We start from the raw sequence: 19,142 nt of genomic DNA, 5'->3' as shown, positions 1-19,142 counted from the left end.
GTTGGTTTTTTTCTGTTAAGCTGAAATTGCAGGTTTGGCTCCCATTTCTTTCAAATGTTTAAAATGAGCTATAATTGCTGCGCGGGTAGTTTTATATTCGTTGTAAGGCAACTGGCATTCTTTTGCTGTTTCCTTCACAATTTCAGAGATTTTATTGTAGTGAATGTGACTAATGTTCGGGAAAATATGATGTTCTACCTGATGGTTTAATCCGCCGGTAAACCAGTTTACAATTCGGTTATTGGTAGAAAAATTCACAGTGGTGAATAGCTGGTGAATGGCCCAGGTATTTTTCATGGAACCGGTATCGTCTGGTAAAGGCATATCAGTTTGCTTTACTACGTGTGCCAACTGGAAAACAATGCTTAAGATGAGTCCGGCAGTATAGTGCATAATAAAAAATCCAATCAGGATTTTCCACCAGGCAATGGAAAGAATAAGCATTGGGATAACAATCCAGATACTTATATAAAGCAATTTGGTAATAGCTACTATGCTCCATTGTGCCACAGGATTTGGCATTTTTCCGTAGGAAAGTTTTTTGGCTAAATATCTTTTTGTCTGTTTAAAATCAGTGGTAATGGCCCAGTTAAAGGTTAACAATCCATAAAGGAAAACAGAATAATACTGCTGAAACCTATGGAATTTATGCCATTTTGCATGCTTAGAAAACCTGATGATCCTACCGGCATCGAGGTCTTCATCATGCCCGTGAATGTTGGTGTACGTATGGTGAAGAACGTTGTGTTGTACCTGCCAGTTGTAAACATTTCCTGCAAGGACATAGATGGTGCCGCCCATAAATTTATTCACCCATTTTTTGGAAGAGTAGGAGCCATGGTTGCCGTCATGCATGATGTTCATGCCTACGCCAGCCATTCCTACACCCATGACAATGGTTAGTAAAAGCATCCACCACTGGGAAATATCCAGAGTTAGAATAAGGAAGTATGGAGTGAGAAAAAGTGAAAACATAACCACCGCTTTAAGGTGTAGTTTCCAGTTTCCGGTTTTTGAAATATTGTTTTCTTTAAAATAGGAGTTTACCCTCTTATTCAAAGTTTTAAAGAATTTAGCCGAATCTGTTCGGGAAAAACGTATGCTTGTTTGATTCATTTATAAGTATGTAGTTAAAAGACAAAGGTAAAACATAAAATTCCTTTCGTGGAAGGAAAGCCTGAAATTAACTTCGCTGATTTTCTTTACTTTTGCTATAAAAATAAAAACATTGGAGTTAATTCGAGCGTATTTTCCTGAAATTTCTGAAGACCAAAGATTAAAATTTGAAGCGTTACAAGATCTGTACCAGGACTGGAATCTTAAAATAAATGTAGTGTCCAGAAAGGATATTGATGAATTGTACCTTCGTCATGTATTGCATTCTTTGGGAATTGCAAAGGTTCAAAAATTCCGGCCGGGGGCTTCGATTCTGGACGTGGGAACGGGCGGTGGCTTTCCGGGAATTCCTTTAGCCATTCTTTTTCCTGAAACTAATTTCCATCTGGTGGATAGCATCGGCAAAAAAATAAAAGTGGTGAACGAAGTTTCCGAAGGACTTAAACTGAAAAATGTTCATACTACAAATGCACGTGTGGAAGAAATTCCTGGGCACTTTGATTTTATTGTAAGCAGGGCAGTGGCCGTTATGCCTACTTTTGTGCACTGGGTGAAAGGGAAAATTGCCAAAGAAAGTAAACATGAGCTAAAAAACGGCATTTTATATCTTAAAGGCGGCGATCTCACTGAAGAGCTGGAAAATTATCCGAAAGCAAGCGTTTATGATCTTCAGGATTACTTTAAAGAGGATTTTTTTGAAACAAAAAAAGTTGTGCATCTACCGCTAAAATATAAAGGCTAGGAAGTGCTTCCAAAAGCACATTTTTAGATCATTCTTTAATTAGTTTTATGGATTTGGTTCCCTGTTCCAGTTGCAGGCTTATAATATAAACGCCTCTCGGATTTTGTTGTACCTTTAGTTTTGCAACTTCTTTAGACGGAATTTGATGAAAATCCTGAACTTTCTGTCCTGAAACGGTATATAAGGTTCCTGAATAGATAGGAATCAGGTATGGATTAAGAATGGTGATTTCGTTGTCTTCACCGGAGAAGAACAATTCAAGATAATCTCCTTTAGGAGTATTATTTTCGTCATCTTCTCCATTTTCCTTATCACCGGTGTCATCATCATTTTCATCGTCGTCACTTTCATCATTTTCGTCTTCTCCTTCATCCACATCGGCCACCGGTTCCTGGAAAACGAGATCATACCTGTCTCCATAGTATCCCGGAGCTATGGTATCTCTAAAACGTCCTTTTCTAAGATCATGGTAAGTGCTGTCAGAATTATTACGAATGAATATTTGCACGTCATCAGGCATGTTTTCCAGTCGGTCAATTTCTATGCTGAATTCTTTTTCTTCAGCAATTACAAGCCCAATTGGAAGAACTCGTTCTACATTGAAATCGGGTACGGCCTGTATTACATATTCCTCCCCATCAATTATCCAGAACATATCTTCTTTGTCTTTGTCCAGAATTGGTGCGTCATAGCCGTAATCAAACCCGGCGGAAGTAGAAACATCTGCAGTGACACCAATCTGTCTCCAGTAACCTTGAGGAGAGTTGAGGTTGAGCAGAATTTTGTATCGGTTATCTTCAGTATAAGATGCCTGTTTTTCCGGTTTGGACTCAGGCTTCAAAAATTGAGAATCTCTTTTATTTTCTTCTGAAACAAAAAGGCGCATTTCATTCGTAAATTTAATCTGGCCGCTTTGAGGGTTTGGATTGGTGGCAACATCTCCACTTTTTGAAGTGTTTACAAAAAATCCCTGGGCGACGGGTACATATCTTCCCGGCACCTTTTGGCCGCTTCTGTTAGGATCTGAATTGTCTATTCTTGAATCTACAGATTTTGCCGGAAGGCTGAGGGCTTTGTTGTAAACTGCGTAACCGCCTACATACTGTTCAAGGTAATGAGATTTTCCTGCGAAATGATGCCAGTAATAAATAGCACCGTTTATATACGGCTCATTCTCGTCTATAAAAAGGTGAGAATCAATGGCAGAAGGATAAGGGTTTCCCGTTAGGTAATTTTGATTTGGATAGGAAGTTCTTAAATATACATCTCCATTATTAGGGAATCCTTTAAATGTATAATTCTGGAAGATTCCCTGTCTTTCAGAATCCTCAACAGCAATGTTCATTGATCCTTTCATGGTAAAGCCTTCTCCTGATTTCAGCATTTTAGCAGGATCTGTGGGATTGCTTCCTAACTGTTTCCAGGCACTGTATTTATTTGCGTTTTCCTCACGGTCATCTGGGAAAAAACCATTGATCCAGTAATTGCTAATGAGAATATGATTAGGATCGGAATTGTGTTCTACATAAAACGGACCATCCCCAAATTTAACAGGTACAGTTTTGCCATTTTTATTTCCTTCAGCAAGAACATCTGCTACTCTATAAGTTGTATTTCCTGCTTCTTTTATTACAGGAGAACTCCAATAGTTGTAGTTATAGCTGCTGGCAGTTCCCTGCTGGTCGCGCTCGACATGACCATTTCCTTCAGCAATACTTTTTTCGAATTGTACAAGTTGAGATTCGCCGTTTAAATCAATAGTACCATCAAGTCCCAAATAATGAGAGACCGAAAGCGCATTTCCGGAAGTTTGAGAAACAGAACCTTCAACAAGTAGCGTTTCATCATCTGCCACCAGTAATCCCAACACTTCTGCATTTTGCTCTGTATAGACATCTGTGGAAATTCTTACAATGTTCCATTTGATCTTATCATTGTTTACACCTGCGCTATATGGCGCGTCCCAGGTGCCTTCCCCATAAATCCAGGGGGTGGAAGATAGATTCGTATCCCACCAGTTACCATTACTTTTAGTGTCATAGGGTAAGGGTGCCGAATGCTCCTGAATGGTGGTAATATTTCTTAGTTTTCCATCTATGGAAGTTGTAGTTTCTCCAATTGCAAATCCATTCTGAACCTTTTCAAGGTGGTAGTAGCCCTGAAGATTATTCCAGGATAAATTTCCGGGAACATTTATAGGGATTATGGCTCCACGGACAAGACCATTGTTGCTGACCAGTTTCTGGTTCATCATGAACCTGATTTGTTCTATATTTAATTCAGTACTCCAGATTCTTACTTCCTCGATCCACCCGTGGAAGAGATTGGCCGAAGTGAATGGAGCAGAACTATCAAAGAGTCCTCCAAGCAAGAATGCGTTTGCAGCTGTGGCAGGAGTGGCCTGAGAGCCCGTTGCAACTTCTATTCCGTCGATGTAAAGAATGGTTCCGTCACTTCCGGAAGTGACTGCCAAATGATACCATCTACTAGTGTCTATGGCATGAGGAGAATCTACAGAATTACCGTTCCATCGAAATTTGGGAAGACCATTGTCCACAACCAGATCATATCCACCGTTGCTGAGGTTCGAAAAATCACGTTTTGAAAGCACGGTTTTGATTCCGGTGACAGATTTTAATTTAATCCAGGCTTCCAGTGAAAACTCACCAGTCATCTTATAATTATCTCCAAATTCAATGTAATCGTTTTCTCCATCAAAATCTATGGTACTACAGTCACTGATAGTAATTTTTACATCATCTCTTGAGCCGCAGGATTCAGTCCACCTTAAGGTGTAGGTACCAATATTTCCTTTAAAAACGGTTTGTGCAGAATTAGCATCTTCCAGGGACCATCCAGAAGGTCCATTTACTACTTCCCAATGGCCGGTTTCGTCTTCAGGAATATCCTTACCAATTTTAGTTGTAGTGACGCCACATGTGAGAGTTTGATCTGTACCGGCATTTGCCTGGGTCTGCTCGGGTTGTTCTATGGTAACATATTCGGTGACTTCACAACCATTCGCATCAAGGATTGTTACTGAATGCTCTCCAGCCGCCAAACCTGTGGCGGTTGCAGTAGTTTGTGAATTGGACCATACAAAAATGTAAGGTTCCCCAGTTGAAAATGGAGTTCCTCCAGAAACTTCAACTGTGGCCGTTCCATCACTACCACCGTAGCAGGTAACGCTAGTTTTTACCATGGGTTTTGTGACAGTTAAAGGGTTTTGCGGTTCAGAAATGATAAGTTCCTGGGTGGTGTAGGTATCAAGCTCCTCATCACGCACAGTAGCGGTATAGGTGCCTGCACCCAGTTCCCTAAAGGTCTTTTCAGTTTGCCAGTCTCTTACAACCGCCCCGTCTTTGCTTAGTCTAAATTCTCTTGCTCCAATTCCTCCTGCTGCAGTTACGGTAATGACACCGCTGGTATCGCCATAACACAGTAAATTATTACTTGTTGCACTTGCATAAAGTGGGAAATAAATTTCATCATTTTCGTTTGTCGATACACACATCATTCTTCGAACATCTCCACACTTCTTTTTACTATTGTTTGTCCATGACATATAAAAATTTTCAATTCTTATTGAATAACCACAAGACCAATTGGGGATCTCTCCAACCCTGAAAATTTCTGGGATCTTCCCATCGCCTCCAACATCTATACAACCGGTAATTTCCTGTACATCTACAACACTTCCTCCGTCATTCAAATCTGTTATGGTGTAAATGAATTCAACGTTAGGGTTATATGCATTAGAGTTTTTGGCTACCTTTAGGTAAATATATTTTTTACCCGTATATGTAGAACATTCAGATCCGGAAAGGGGAGTTTGATCCTCTTTTCCCACGTAAAAGGTTTCAAGGTCAAAATCCAGGTTTTGAGTTTCACCGCAGGCTTCAAAACATTCGCCTACATAATGCTGAAATGTCTCTTCATAAGTTAAGCCATTTTTATCTTTGACGGTGAGGGTGATCACCTTGTTCCCGGTTGAGGTGTAATCGACTACATGGACTCCTGATCCCTTTGTGCCATCGGGCAAGGACGCACCTTCTCCAAATGTCCAGGAGTAGGTGTAAGGAGCAGTTCCACCGCGCACAAATTCAGTTTCAAAAGTTGAGGTGCGTATGCCTCCTTCTTCGTCTAAACACATTGAAGTAGGGAGTATTGCAGACTCCAAAGGATCTACAATGGAAAATTCCTCGGAGTATGAGCAGCCATTTGCATCGGTAACGGTGACACTGTAATTTCCGGCTGCGAGATTCCGTATGATCTGGCCGGTTGCACCATTAGACCAGGTGAAAGTATAAGGTGCTGTTCCTCCCCTAACATTAGCTGTAGCTGTGCCTGTTGCGGTACCAAAAGAGTTTGTTTGAGTAGTAGAAATAATAGGTATTGTAAGTTCTTCAGGAGCCGTGATATTTACTTCTTTTGCTGCTTCACATCCGTTTTCATCTGTAACCGTAACACTGTAATTTCCGGAGGAAAGGCCCTCTGCCGTCTGTCCTGTTTGGCCATCACTCCAGAGGTATGTGTAGTTTCCTGTCCCACCTGTTACCTGTACGGTAGCCGTGGCATTGCTTTCCATATAACAACCCGAAATGAAAGAGATTTCTGTTATTTCCAGAAAGGAGTCTGGTTCAGTAATTACTACTTCAAGAGGTGTGCTTTCACAACCCTGTGAATCTGAAATTACGACGGAATATGTACCGGCGGAAAGGTTTTCTTTGGTTGCCCCCATACCAAGCCTAGCCCAGGTATAGGTGTAAGGAGCATTTCCACCTGAACCTGAAACCGTCACTTTGCCGGTAGAAAAGCCGTTGCAAAGCACATTTTCAACAGAGAGGATTTCTCCTTTAACAGGATCTATGGTTACCTCCTGCGGTACATTTACTACATTTCCATTGTTGTCATCAAAACTCCAGTTCACGGTATAGGTTCCGGGAGTGGAATAAGTTAGAGGATCTGTTGTGGTTCCCGTGATGCTGCCCGCACAATTATCTGAAGTAGTTGGTGCCGAAATTGTTACTTCACACCCAGATAAAATATCTTCTAAAACAGGTATTTTTGGAGGTTCAGAATCGGTGACCATCACTTTTTGCTTAACCTGGGCTGCAGGATTCCCGGCGTCATCTACTACACTCCATGTAAGGGTTGTAGTGCCCACCGGATATTTGGCAGAAAGATTTTTTCCATCACTCCTCGTGGCAGTTGGAGAACCCACTGAGCAATTATCTGTCGTGGTGGCGGCAGGAACATTCACTGAAGCGCTGCATGTTCCCGGCTCATTTTCAACATTTAAATCTGCCCCAACTGTTATGACAGGGGCTTCGTCATCTGTTACGGTGACGAGCTGCGTATCGGTTTTTGTGTTTCCAGCATCATCGGTCACAGTCCAGGTCACGGTGGTGTTCCCCAGGGGGAAAGAAGCAGGCGCATCGTGGGATACCGTCTGCACTCCGCAATTATCATTTGCTGTTTCTGAACCTAAACTGACATTGGTTGCACTGCAACTTCCTGCATCTGCTGAAACAGAAATATCGGCGGGAGCAGTGATGGTTGGCTTTTCATCATCTGTTACGGTGACGAGCTGCGTATCGGTTTTTATGTTTCCAGCATCATCGGTCACAGTCCAGGTCACGGTGGTGTTCCCCAGGGGGAAAGAAGCAGGCGCATCGTGTGATACCGTCTGAATTCCGCAGTTGTCATTTGCTGTTTCTGAACCTAAACTGATATTTGTTGCATTGCAACTTCCTGCATCTGCTGAAACAGAAATATCAGCGGGAGCCGCAATTGTTGGCTTTTCATCATCTGTTACGGTGACGAGCTGCGTATCGGTTTGAGTATTTCCTGCATCATCGGTCACTGTCCAGGTCACGGTGGTGTTTCCGAGAGGGAAAGAAGCAGGAGCATCATGCGATACCGTCTGCACTCCGCAGTTATCATTTGCTGTTTCTGAACCTAAACTGACATTTGTTGCATTGCAACTTCCTGCATCTGCTGAAACGGCAATATCAGCAGGAGCGGTAATTGTTGGCTTTTCATCATCTGTTACGGTGACGAGCTGCGTGTCATTTTGTGTGTTTCCTGCATCATCGGTCACAGTCCAGGTCACGGTGGTGTTTCCGAGAGGGAAAGAAGTAGGAGCATCGTGTGATACCGTCTGAATTCCGCAATTGTCATTTGCTGTTTCAGAACCTAAACTGACATTGGTTGCACTGCAACTTCCTGCATCTGCTGAAACAGAAATATCGGCGGGAGCAGTGATGGTTGGCTTTTCATCATCAGTTACGGTAACGAGCTGCGTATCGGTTTGTGTGTTTCCTGCATCATCAATCACTGTCCAGGTCACGGTGGTGTTTCCAAGGGGGAAGGAAGCAGGCGCATCATGGGAAACCGTCTGCACTTCGCAATTGTCATTTGCTGTTTCTGAACCTAAACTGACATTTGTTGCACTGCAACTTCCTGCATCTGCTGAAACAGAAATATCAACGGGAGCAGTGATGGTTGGCTTTTCATCGTCAGTTATGGTGACGAGCTGCGTGTCATTTTGTGTGTTTCCAGCATCATCGGTCACAGTCCAGGTCACAATGGTGTTCCCCAGGGGGAAAGAAGTAGGAGCATCGTGTGATACCGTCTGCACTCCGCAATTGTCATTTGCTGTTTCTGATCCTAAACTGACATTGGTTGCACTGCAATTTCCTGCATCTGCGGAAACAGAAATATCGGCGGGAGCAGTGATGGTTGGCTTTTCATCATCTGTTATGATAATAAGCTGAGTGTCTGTGGTAGAGTTTCCGAATGCATCCTTTGCAGTCCAGGTGACGATAGTTTCTCCGACAGGAAAAACCATGGGAGCATCATTCTGTATACTCGTAACACTACAATTATCGCTCATTTGGGGGCTTCCAAGAGAAACAGTGGAGTTGGTGCATTTTCCTGCATCTGCAGAAAAAGTTTTTTGTGCGGGAGCATTTAGAACCGGTGCTTCAAGATCCTCTTGTATAACAGTAAATTCCGCAGTCCTCGAGAGCGGGGTAGGAGTGGTTTGGTCGGTGACCTTAAGCCTGTAAGTGCCTGGCGCGAGATTGCTTAAATCCTGGGAAGAACTGGCGAAGTTCTCTGGACCTGTCCAGGAGTAACTTAAAGAACCAGTACCTCCAGAAACACTTACCGAAATGCTGCCTGTTTTTCCATTTGGGCAAAGGACGTTTGTAAGATTATCTAAAGAAATAGTAATTTCACTACTCTGAAATGCCATTAGGAACATAAGGCATCCTGAAAGCAAACTGAAAAGACAAAGTTTGAAGCGCGTAGTTTTTTTACCCATATGTTCCTGCGTAAGAAATATTGCAAAATAGGGAAAAATTATCTCATTTTACCGATAAAATGCCTATATAGATCGATGAAATGTCAAATTTAATCTATTTCGTAAGTTAAATGGAAGAATTGAAATGAAATTCCTTATATAATCTGCCTATCTTCCTATTTTTCAAAAGTTTGGGTGAAATTTTTATCTCATTCCCTGTAGTAAATTAAAAGAACCTTGAAAATGCCATTTTTAAAACTTTAGCTACTGATACTTTTTAAGAAACCCTCGATAAATCGTTATTATTAATACTTCACAAATTTTAATGTGATCACTTTATTTTCCAGCTGTAGTTTCAAAACATATACACCCACGGGATTTTGTTTAACAGGAAGTTTGATTACTTTCTCTTTTGGAAGATTTGTGTATACCTGAATCTCCTGACCTGATAGACTGCTCAACCGGCCCCATTTTATGGAAGTAAGATCAGGGTTTTCAATTGTTATCTCTTTATCTTCATTTGAATAATAAACGTGGAAATTTTCGTATGAATCTCCTTCTTCACCATTTATTGGTGTATCGTTTTCGTCATCATCTCCACCGTCATTTCCATCATCACCATCATCGTCGCCAGTATCATCTTCACCTCCGCCATCATTATCTTCTTCTCCACCGGGATCTTCATCACCGGGATCTTCTCCTTCATCTACATCTTCAGAAATGGGCTCCTGAAATACAAGAGCATATCGCTCCAGGTAATTTCCTGGCGGAATGCTGTCAGTAAAAGCACCTTTTCGAAGATCGTGGTAAGTACTGTCCACCTTGTTACGAATGTAAATATTGAGGTCATCTGGCACGTTTTCCAGGGAATCAATTTCAATTCTGAATTCCTTTTCTGCGGCAATTTCGATTCCCAGAGGTAGTACCCGTTCAGGGTTGAAGTCTGGAACCGCCTGAATGACATATTCTTCCCCATCGATCATCCAGAACATATCTTCTTTGTCCTTATCTAATATTGGAGCATCATAACCGTAATCAAAACCTTCAGAAGTTGTGGCATCTGCAACAACACCTATTTGGCGCCAGTAGCCCTGGGGAGAATTTAGGTTAAGCCTAATTTTATAGCGATTATCTTCGGTATAAGTTACCTGTTTGCCTGGCTTCGTTTCGGGTATAGCTATAAGGAATTGAGAGTCTCTGTTCGATTTTTCAGTAACGAACAGGCGCATCTCATTTGTAAACTTTATTTGTCCGCTTTGAGGGTTTGAATTTGTTGCATTACTTCCTCCTTTTGAGGTGTTTACGAAGAACCCCTGTGCAACAGGTACGTACCTACCGGGCACTTTTTTACCACTTCGGTTAGGATTTGAATTGTTTATTCGGGCGTCTACAGATTTGGCGGGTAAGCTAAGAGATTTGTTATAAACTGCATAGCCACCAATGTAATCTTGCAGGTAGTGAGACTTTCCGGCGAAATGATGCCAATAATATACGGCGCCATTTATGTATGGTTCGTTCTCATCTATAAATTTATTGGCATCAATTGCAGAAGGGTAGGGGTTTCCAACCAAATAATTTTGATTAGGATAGGAAGTTCTAAGGAGGATATCTCCATTATTTGGAAAACCTTTAAACGTATAGCTTTGATAGAAACCACTATTTTCTGCCTTTACAACATCAACATTTTCAGAACCTTTCATGGTAAAGCCTTCGCCTGGTTTTAGAAATTTTGCAGGATCTGATGGGTTACTTCCCAATTGTTTCCAGGCACTGTACTTGTTGGCATTTTCCTCCCGGTCATCAGGGAAAAATCCATTGATCCAGTAATTGCTAATAAGAATATGATTGGGATCAGAATTATGTTCTACATAGAAAGGACCATCTCCAAACTTGACAGGCACAGTTTTTCCATTTTTATTACCGGGTGCCGATACATTCTCCAGTTTAAAACCTTCTTTCAGTACTTCACCGACCTTATATGAAGTCTTACCAGAACTTTTTACTACCGGTGAACTCCAGTAGTTGTAGTTATAGCTGCTGACCGTACCTTGCTGGTCACGTGTTATGTAACCTTCACCTTCCGCAACACTGCCTTCGGTTTGGATGAGCTGAGATTCCCCATTAAGATCTATGCTGCCATCCAGTTTTAAGTAACGGCTTATGGTAAGCCCATTTCCGGCCTTTCCTGTTTCTGAACCTATCATGTCCAGGCTACTGCCTTCTTTTAACAGTAATCCCAGAAGTTCGATATCTTGCATTTCGGAAGAGATATTATTTGATAATCGTACAATGTTCCAGCTTATTTTATCTCCATTTATGCCTGTGGCAAAAGGGGAATCCCACCGTCCTTCGCTATGTTTCCAAGGGCTTGTGGTGGTACTTAGATCCCACCAATTACCATTTTTTACAGTTTCATATGGAAGTGGTGCACTATTTTCCTGGTTCTCTTCAATATTCCGCAGGTTTCCGGGTACTTTATTGGCTGATAAATCTGGTGTTGTACCATTTTGTACTCCATACTTGCCATCTTCATCATTAGGGTCATATTGCTGGGCAATTAGCCTGTAATATCCCGCTAAATCGTCCCACTTTAGAGCAGTATTGTCATTTCCGACAGCTTCAAAAGGTACATCTATGGGTAGAACATCCCCCCTGAGTGGAGAACTACCTGGTATTACTCTTTGATTCATTAAAAACTGAATCTGCTTGCCAGCTAAAGCTTCGGTCCAGATCCTTACTTCTTCAATCCAACCCTGGAAATGCTCTTTACTGTTCGTTGCCGAAGAAGGATCAAATGCAGCGCCAATTAAAAATGGCGTGGTCATCTTTCCACTTCCTCCGGGAACATTACCATTTGTCTGGATTAAGATCCCATCTACATAGATTTTCATTTCATTTCCAGCAGAAAATACACCGGCTAAATGGTACCACCTGTCTGTTCTTAGTTTGAAATTAGTAACCACAGTTCTGTTTTTAACTCTAAAGGCCGGCGAACCATTATTAAGGATTAAATCATAGCCCAGATTCGTTTCATTTGGATCACGTTTCGAAAGTATGGTGCGCATGCCATTTAAGGTACCCTCAGGTTTCACCCAGGCTTCCAGAGTGAAAGACGAAGCTCCCATATCGTAACTATTTTCTATGGTTATATGATCATCTACACCATCAAAATTTAATTTGCTGCATTCTGTAGGGAACGTAAAAATCCTGGAGTCTTTAATAGGAGCACAATCGGTGACAGGAGTTAATGTCCAGCTTACTTCATATTCTTTATTGGCCTCACCGTAAAAAGTAGTGGTTGCGGAAGAAGGATCTAAAAAGTTTCCAGCGCCGCCATTTGGTGATGTATAAGACCATTGGCCGGTTGCGATTGCAGGATCTACAGGAGTTGCACTTAAATTTATTGATTTGATGCCGCATTCCGTAGGGGAAGTAACATTTCCTGCATTTGCAATTAATTCATCAGGTTGAGTAATAGTCAGGTTACGGGTGAGACTGGCACAATTTTCTCCGGCACTTACCAGGAAAGTATAATTCCCTGCACTCAATTCTGAAGCTGTAAATGAATTTGAGGATAAATTTTCTCCGGAAGCAACTTCCAAACCTTCACTATTCAATAGTTGAAAATTATATACGGGTTCATTTTTATCAATAAATCCTCCTTGTACCTCAATAGTTGCGGTACCATCTTGACCCCCAAAGCACGTAGGTTCTGTAAACCCGGCAGAAGTAATTTCGAGAGGAGTAGGTTCTAAAATCGTAATGTTTTCTGAGGTGATGGAACAGCCTTTAGCATCAGTTACAGTCACATTATACAATCCTTTTGCAAGGCCGGTGGCATTTTTGCCGCTTTTTCCAATAGGATTGTTCGTTCCATTTTCGACACGATTCCATATATAGGTAAATGATGCTGTCCCTGTGCCTTCCTTGATTTCGGCCATTATTTCACCATTGTCTGCCTCAAAACAGGAAATATTCACTGGAGTAACTTCTACCTGAGGACTCACATTGAAGCGTACTGTAATTGTATCGCTCACCTTTTCACAAATCGCACCTGCATCCTGGGTAGCGTGTAAAACCAATTGTATTTCCCCGGCATTAACTTCAGTTTCATTGGGATTATAAATCGTATTGATCTCGTTAGGATTCTCAAAACGAGAATTATTACCATCTAAAGTTGTCCAGAAACCGGTGGCCAGAGATGGATGGTTTATAAAAGCATCAACCAAAGTGATAGCTGCATTGCTTGAACATACTTCTAAATCGTCTCCCGCGAATACTTCTGCTTTTTGTAATATCTCAACGTTGGTGCTTTTAGTTTCGAGATTACAACCGTAGAAGTCTGTGATCTTTAGGCGGTACTCTCCAGACATTTCAGCAGTAGCGCCAGTAATTTGTATTGTATCTGCCTCTACACGTTCACTTTCTTTTGTAATCGTTTTTGAGCGGTTAAAGCCTTCTGGTCCCGTCCACTCATAAGTAATAGGTAGACGTCCCCCATCGAGATTTGCAGATAAATGGATTGTTTGTTCCTCACATATGGGGCCATTGTTTTCAGGAGTAAATTCAAAATCAAAAGATCTAAAAGCCGCAAAGGAAATGTCATCAATGCCAAAATCATTCCCTCCGGGATCTGGATTCTCATTAATAATTCTTAAAACTGCCTCAGTATTATTGCCAGAATTCCACAGTTCAGGATTATAGAAGTTGATCCACTTCCCTACTGGTTCGTTTGTCAAATCTCCTAAGGTACTTTCTTTAACAACAGTCCCATTAATCGATACTTGTATCCTTAAACGGGCGGGACTTGCGGGGTTAACGTTTGAAGTCCAGGCACTAAAATAATAATCGGTATCGGGAATGATTTCCAGCGTATTAGATTGCCAGACAACGTTACCTATTGAACGATCTCCATTGACGATCATGAAATTGCCTCTTCCTCCATGTCCTAGACCACTAAAGTTATTGTGATAATCATAAGCATTTTCACCCACAGCGTAGGTTCCTTCGGGATACATTTCTCCACGGGAGTTGGGGTCATTGTTAACATATCTATAGGCAGTATTAAAATCACTTGTATTTCCCTGTTCGAAATCGCCGTTGATAATTAGATTTTCATTTGGAGTAATGGAAGCTGAAGCTTCACATCCATTTTTGGTCACATATAAAGTATAGGTTTGAGCTAAACTCACTTCCAAAGATGTTTCAGTAGAAATAGTTCGTCCGGAAGCTACCCATCTATAGGAGTCATACGAAGCATCTACAGATAATAGTACCTGATTTGTTTGGTCGAGAGAGCAGTAGTTCGCAATAATTTCCGGTTGTAATGGATCTTTCACCTTTACTTCCACAGCACCAACTCCCGGACATTCAACATCGGGATCAGTATAAGTAGCAGTAAAAATCGTGGTTCTTGAAACAGAAATATTTGTAGGATTGGGATCATTCGATGTCCATTCGGGGTTTGTTGAGGAAGTCCATGTAACATCGGGAATAGTAGAGCCTTCTCCAGTTAATTTAATGTTGTCAATAGCCCACCAATACCCCCAATTTGCCATATATTTAAAACGAATATATAAGTTTTCTTTCCCGGTCCATCCATCTAAATTAAAGGAAACCATTCCTTTGCTATTGTTGTTTGGAGTAGAATATACACGTTCCCAGTCTTGGTTGTTTGTTGAAACTTCTACTACACCAATGCTTGAATAGTGGATATAGTCTTGCCAAAATGTAAGATCCAGGCTGGTGTAACCTGTAGTATTGATACTCTTATTGTACTGAAAAATAGTTTCTGTGTAAGTGTTCTCCCCCTGTGCATCACTGTTTGATAAAAAGAATTGGCTTCCGTCGTTAGATCTGATGTTATAGTTGTAATTGGGAGTATAGTTATTTGGTCTTAATCTCCATCTGGGAGCATTACTATTACCGCGGTGAGAATTATTATAGGTAGTCCAATTAGTGGCCGAGCCATTCAAATTTTCTTCAAAAAGTATTGGTTCCACAGATTGCTGTTCTCCTTCAAAAGTGGAAAACAGGTCTATATATTCACCGGCACAAATTTCATTGTCGGATACTGTGGCTGTTACCTTTGGGCCAGATAGTAAAGAGAAACTAATACTTTCTTCAACTGCACACCCTTTTGCTGAAGTGATGGTGATGAAATAAGTAACTCCTATTTCTATTCCGGAGTCATTATAAAGAACTTCATCTATAGCTCCGGAACCTGAAGAAGCAGGATTTCCTTCAAATGCATTTCTGCGCCATGTAACGGTTGAATTGCTAAGAGAACTTTTTGGATTATAGTTTATACTGCTACCATTACAAATGTCATCTATTGGCTCCTCAATCAATTGTGGTGCTGGTAAAATCTCTACTTCAACTGGGAAAGTGCTGGTGCAGCCATTATTTTCTAATGAAAAAATATAAGTGGCCGTTAATGCTGCTCCTGAGGTATTTACCAAAGATTCGTTGGGATTCACATTACTTCTCTCTGAAGATGTAGTTGCAGAGTTTTCTCCAACCGCTGCTCTGGACCAGCTAATACTTGTGTCTTCCAGATTGCTTTCCGGTAAAAAGTTGAAAACTTCACCACTACAAATTTCCGCGGGTGCTTCTTCAATATTTATCAATTGGGGTTGTATTTGATCTACTACAACTTCTTTTATCAACGAGCAGCCCGCAGCAGAAGTTCCTTTAATATAATAAGTTCCCAATCCTACTGCTGCTGGATTATTTATACTTGATGTAGCTGCAGCATCATTCCAATAGCTGTAAGTTAAACCAGTAGTAGAACCATCTTTTATTTCGGGTGCAGTCAAATCTACTGACGGACTACATGACGGAATTGTAAAATTTAATTCAGGAGTAGGGTGTACCGTCACCGCTACGGTAATAGGCGTTCCCGAACATTCATTGGCTAAAGGGGTAACCTTGTATTTTACCGTCGCCGGACTACTGGTGCTATTTGTTAAGGTTTGTTCTATTTTGTTCCCGTTTCCATTTGCGGCACCAGAAACACTGCCGGCAGGAGAAATTTCTGAAACGGTCCAGTTAAATGTACTTCCGTCAATTCCGCCTGATAACGAGAGATTGGTGGTTTCTCCTGAACAAAGTTGCTGACTGGAAGGAGAAATACTAACATTTGGTGTAGGATTTACAACGACCGAAAAATTTACAGGTTCACCCATACAGCCATTCGCTGTTGGGGTAATTGTAATGCTGGTAGAAACAGGATTCGAAGTATTATTTACAGGAGTGAATGAAGGAATTTCTGTAACTCCTGTTTTATTCGATAAACCTATACTTGCACCGCCCGTGATATTATATTTTACACCTGTAGGAGAACCGTCTAATGTAATTGCTTTTGTGTTAACCCCATTACAATACACCTGGTCTTCAGGAGCAGTAACGGTAGGTTTAGGTTTTACTTCGATTTGAAAGGTTTCTGATATTCCAGTGCAGTTATTTGCAGTTGGGGTTACGGTAATTGTTGCGAATATGCTTTGGTTTGTATCATTTGAAGCAGTGAAAGAGACAATTTTGCCCCGGCCGCTTTCAGCCAGTCCAATTACAGTGTTGTCATTTGTCCAATCCCTTCTGCTTCCGGAAACAGAAACTCCTGGAAATTTTATTTCAGGAACAATTTCTCCATCGCAAACTACAATGTCGGCAGGTTTGGTAATTGTGGGGGTTGGGTTTATAGTAATTGAGAACCGTTGAGGACTACCTTCGCAATCATTCCCAAAAGGAATTACTGTAAATTCTGCAGTAATGGGTTCATTGGTGATATTTTTTGCAGTAAAGGCCGCAATATTTCCTGTGCCACTTGAGGGAATTCCAATATCAATGCTGTTGTTATTTGCATCTTTATAGGACCATTCATAATGTTTATTTTCTAATCCATTACCTGTAAAGGTAATAGCTGGAATAGATTCTGTATTACAGAATGCAGTACCGTCAATTGCCGGTACGTCAACAGTAGGTTCAGGAACTATGATCACCTGTTCGGCAGTTGATGTATTCTTCCTGTTTGAAATATCGGTAAAAGTCCAGGTGATTATATACTCCCCCGGACTGTCGAAAACTACTTTTTCTGTGACCCCTTCAATTTCTCCGGAACAATTATCCTGAGCAACAGGAGTGGGTATTGTTTTTCCACAGCTCCAGTCAGTTATTGGAGAAAGAACTGGTGGTACAGGCGCTTCATTATCTTCAACAACTACATCAAGAGACCCTGTCGTAGTATTGTTTGCTGCATCGGTCACTGTATACGTGATGGTGGTAGTTCCGATATTGAAGGTTTTGGTGCCAACCTGCCCGTTTCCATTTCCGGTGGTAGCCCCTGACATTACCCACTTTAAAGTTTCCCCTGAACAATTATCACTAAAGCTCGCATCAGGAATATTTATTGATGCCGTACATTGTCCTGTATCTGTACTCTCGGAAATATCGTTTCCAAGGGTAATTTTTGGATCTTCATTATCTTCAACAACTACATAAAGAGACCCTGTCGTAGTATTGTTTGCTGCATCGGTAACGGTGTAGTTGATGGTAGTAGTTCCAATGTTGAAGACTTTATTGCCTACCTGTCCGTTTCCATTTCCGGTGGTAGCCCCTGACATTGCCCACTTTAAAGTTTCCCCGGAACAATTATCGCTGAAGCTCGCATCAGGAACATTTATTGATGCCGTACATTGTCCTGTATCTGTAGTTTCGGAAATGTCATTTCCAAGGGTGATTTTTGGATCTTCATTATCTTCAATAACTACATCAAGAGATCCTGTCGTAGTATTGTTTGCTGCATCGGTAACAGTGTAGTTGATGGTTGTTGTTCCGATATTGAAGGTTTTGGTGCCAACCTGTCCGTTTCCATTTTCAGTGGTAGCCCCTGACATTACCCACTTTAAATTTTCCCCGGAACAATTATCACTGAAGCTTGCATCAGGAATATTTATTGATGCCGTACATTTCCCTGTATCTGTACTCTCGGAAATATCGTTTCCAAGGGTAATTTTTGGATCTTCATTATCTTCAACAACTACATAAAGAGACCCTGTCGTAGTATTGTTTGCTGCATCGGTAACGGTGTAGTTGATGGTAGTAGTTCCAATGTTGAAGACTTTATTGCCAACCTGTCCGTTTCCATTTCCGGTGGTAGCCCCTGACATTGCCCACTTTAAAGTTTCCCCTGAACAATTATCGCTGAAGCTCGCATCAGGAACATTTATTGATGCCGTACATTTCCCTGTATCTGTACTCTTGGAAATGTCATTTCCAAGAGTAATTTTTGGATCTTCATTATCTTCAACAACTACATAAAGAGACCCTGTCGTAGTATTGTTTGCTGCATCGGTAACAGTGTAGTTGATGGTGGTAGTTCCAATGTTGAAGACTTTATTGCCAACCTGTCCGTTTCCATTTCCAGTGGTAGCCCCTGACATTACCCACTTTAAAGTTTCCCCGGAACAATTGTCGCTGAAGCTCGCATCAGGAATATTTATTGATGCCGTACATTGTCCTGTATCTGTACTCTCGGAAATGTCGTTTCCAAGGGTGATTTTTGGATCTTCCGTATCATTATCACAATCTGCAACTCCCAATGCAAAAATTCCAAAGGGAGATTCGTTCCAGGAAAGTTGTTCTTGTTTGGGAGAAGGAAAAATCACAGGTTTCTCTGCTGGTTCTTCCCAATAGGAAGCCAGGGCTGAAGTCAGCATCATCAAAAAACCAATAAATAAAAGAGAGGTAGTTTTTTTCCTCATAAATTCCTGTTAAGAATTTAGAGTTCAAAAGTAGAAAAAAAAACCTTATCTCATTCATTTTAAGCTTCTTTTGATCGATTAAGTGCGTAATAATACTTTAATAGCAGTAAAATTCAGGTTTATAATTCTGAACTTTATTCTTTTTGTAAGTAGAACCTTACAATAAATTTAATGTTAAATGTGAGTTTAAGGGTAAAAAACTGCGTTGAGTGGT

4 protein-coding genes are annotated in these 19,142 nt (G+C 41.1%); 1 reads left to right on the top strand and 3 read right to left on the bottom strand.

Going from position 1 to position 19,142, the window contains the following annotated elements:
- Positions 1 to 15: 15 nt before the first annotated feature.
- Positions 16 to 1,116 carry a fatty acid desaturase family protein gene (locus ACOV1Q_RS13465; RefSeq protein WP_424494924.1) on the bottom strand — a complete coding sequence of 367 codons (1,101 nt, stop codon included), beginning with the start codon at positions 1,114 to 1,116 and terminating at the stop codon, positions 16 to 18.
- 112 nt (positions 1,117 to 1,228) lie between these two features.
- Between ACOV1Q_RS13465 and rsmG the strand changes: the two genes are divergently transcribed.
- On the top strand, positions 1,229 to 1,858 hold the full coding sequence (rsmG, locus tag ACOV1Q_RS13460) for a 16S rRNA (guanine(527)-N(7))-methyltransferase RsmG (protein WP_424494923.1): 630 nt from the start codon (positions 1,229 to 1,231) through the stop codon (positions 1,856 to 1,858).
- A gap of 28 nt (positions 1,859 to 1,886) precedes the next feature.
- Here the strand turns inward: rsmG and ACOV1Q_RS13455 are convergent, their stop codons facing one another.
- Together ACOV1Q_RS13455 and ACOV1Q_RS13450 are read right to left on the bottom strand one after the other, a co-directional pair.
- Positions 1,887 to 9,119, bottom strand: a complete 7,233-nt coding sequence (locus ACOV1Q_RS13455; protein ID WP_424494922.1) for a DUF8693 domain-containing protein — start codon at positions 9,117 to 9,119, stop codon at positions 1,887 to 1,889.
- A gap of 353 nt (positions 9,120 to 9,472) precedes the next feature.
- Positions 9,473 to 18,928, bottom strand: a complete 9,456-nt coding sequence (locus tag ACOV1Q_RS13450) for a DUF8693 domain-containing protein (protein WP_424494921.1) — start codon at positions 18,926 to 18,928, stop codon at positions 9,473 to 9,475.
- Positions 18,929 to 19,142: the final 214 nt, after the last annotated feature.

It is taken from the genome of Salinimicrobium maris (assembly GCF_049680855.1).
Classification (GTDB): Bacteria; Bacteroidota; Bacteroidia; order Flavobacteriales; family Flavobacteriaceae; genus Salinimicrobium.
The sequence above is the reverse complement of the archived record's forward strand: the minus strand, read 5'-3'. Positions and strand labels throughout refer to the sequence as shown.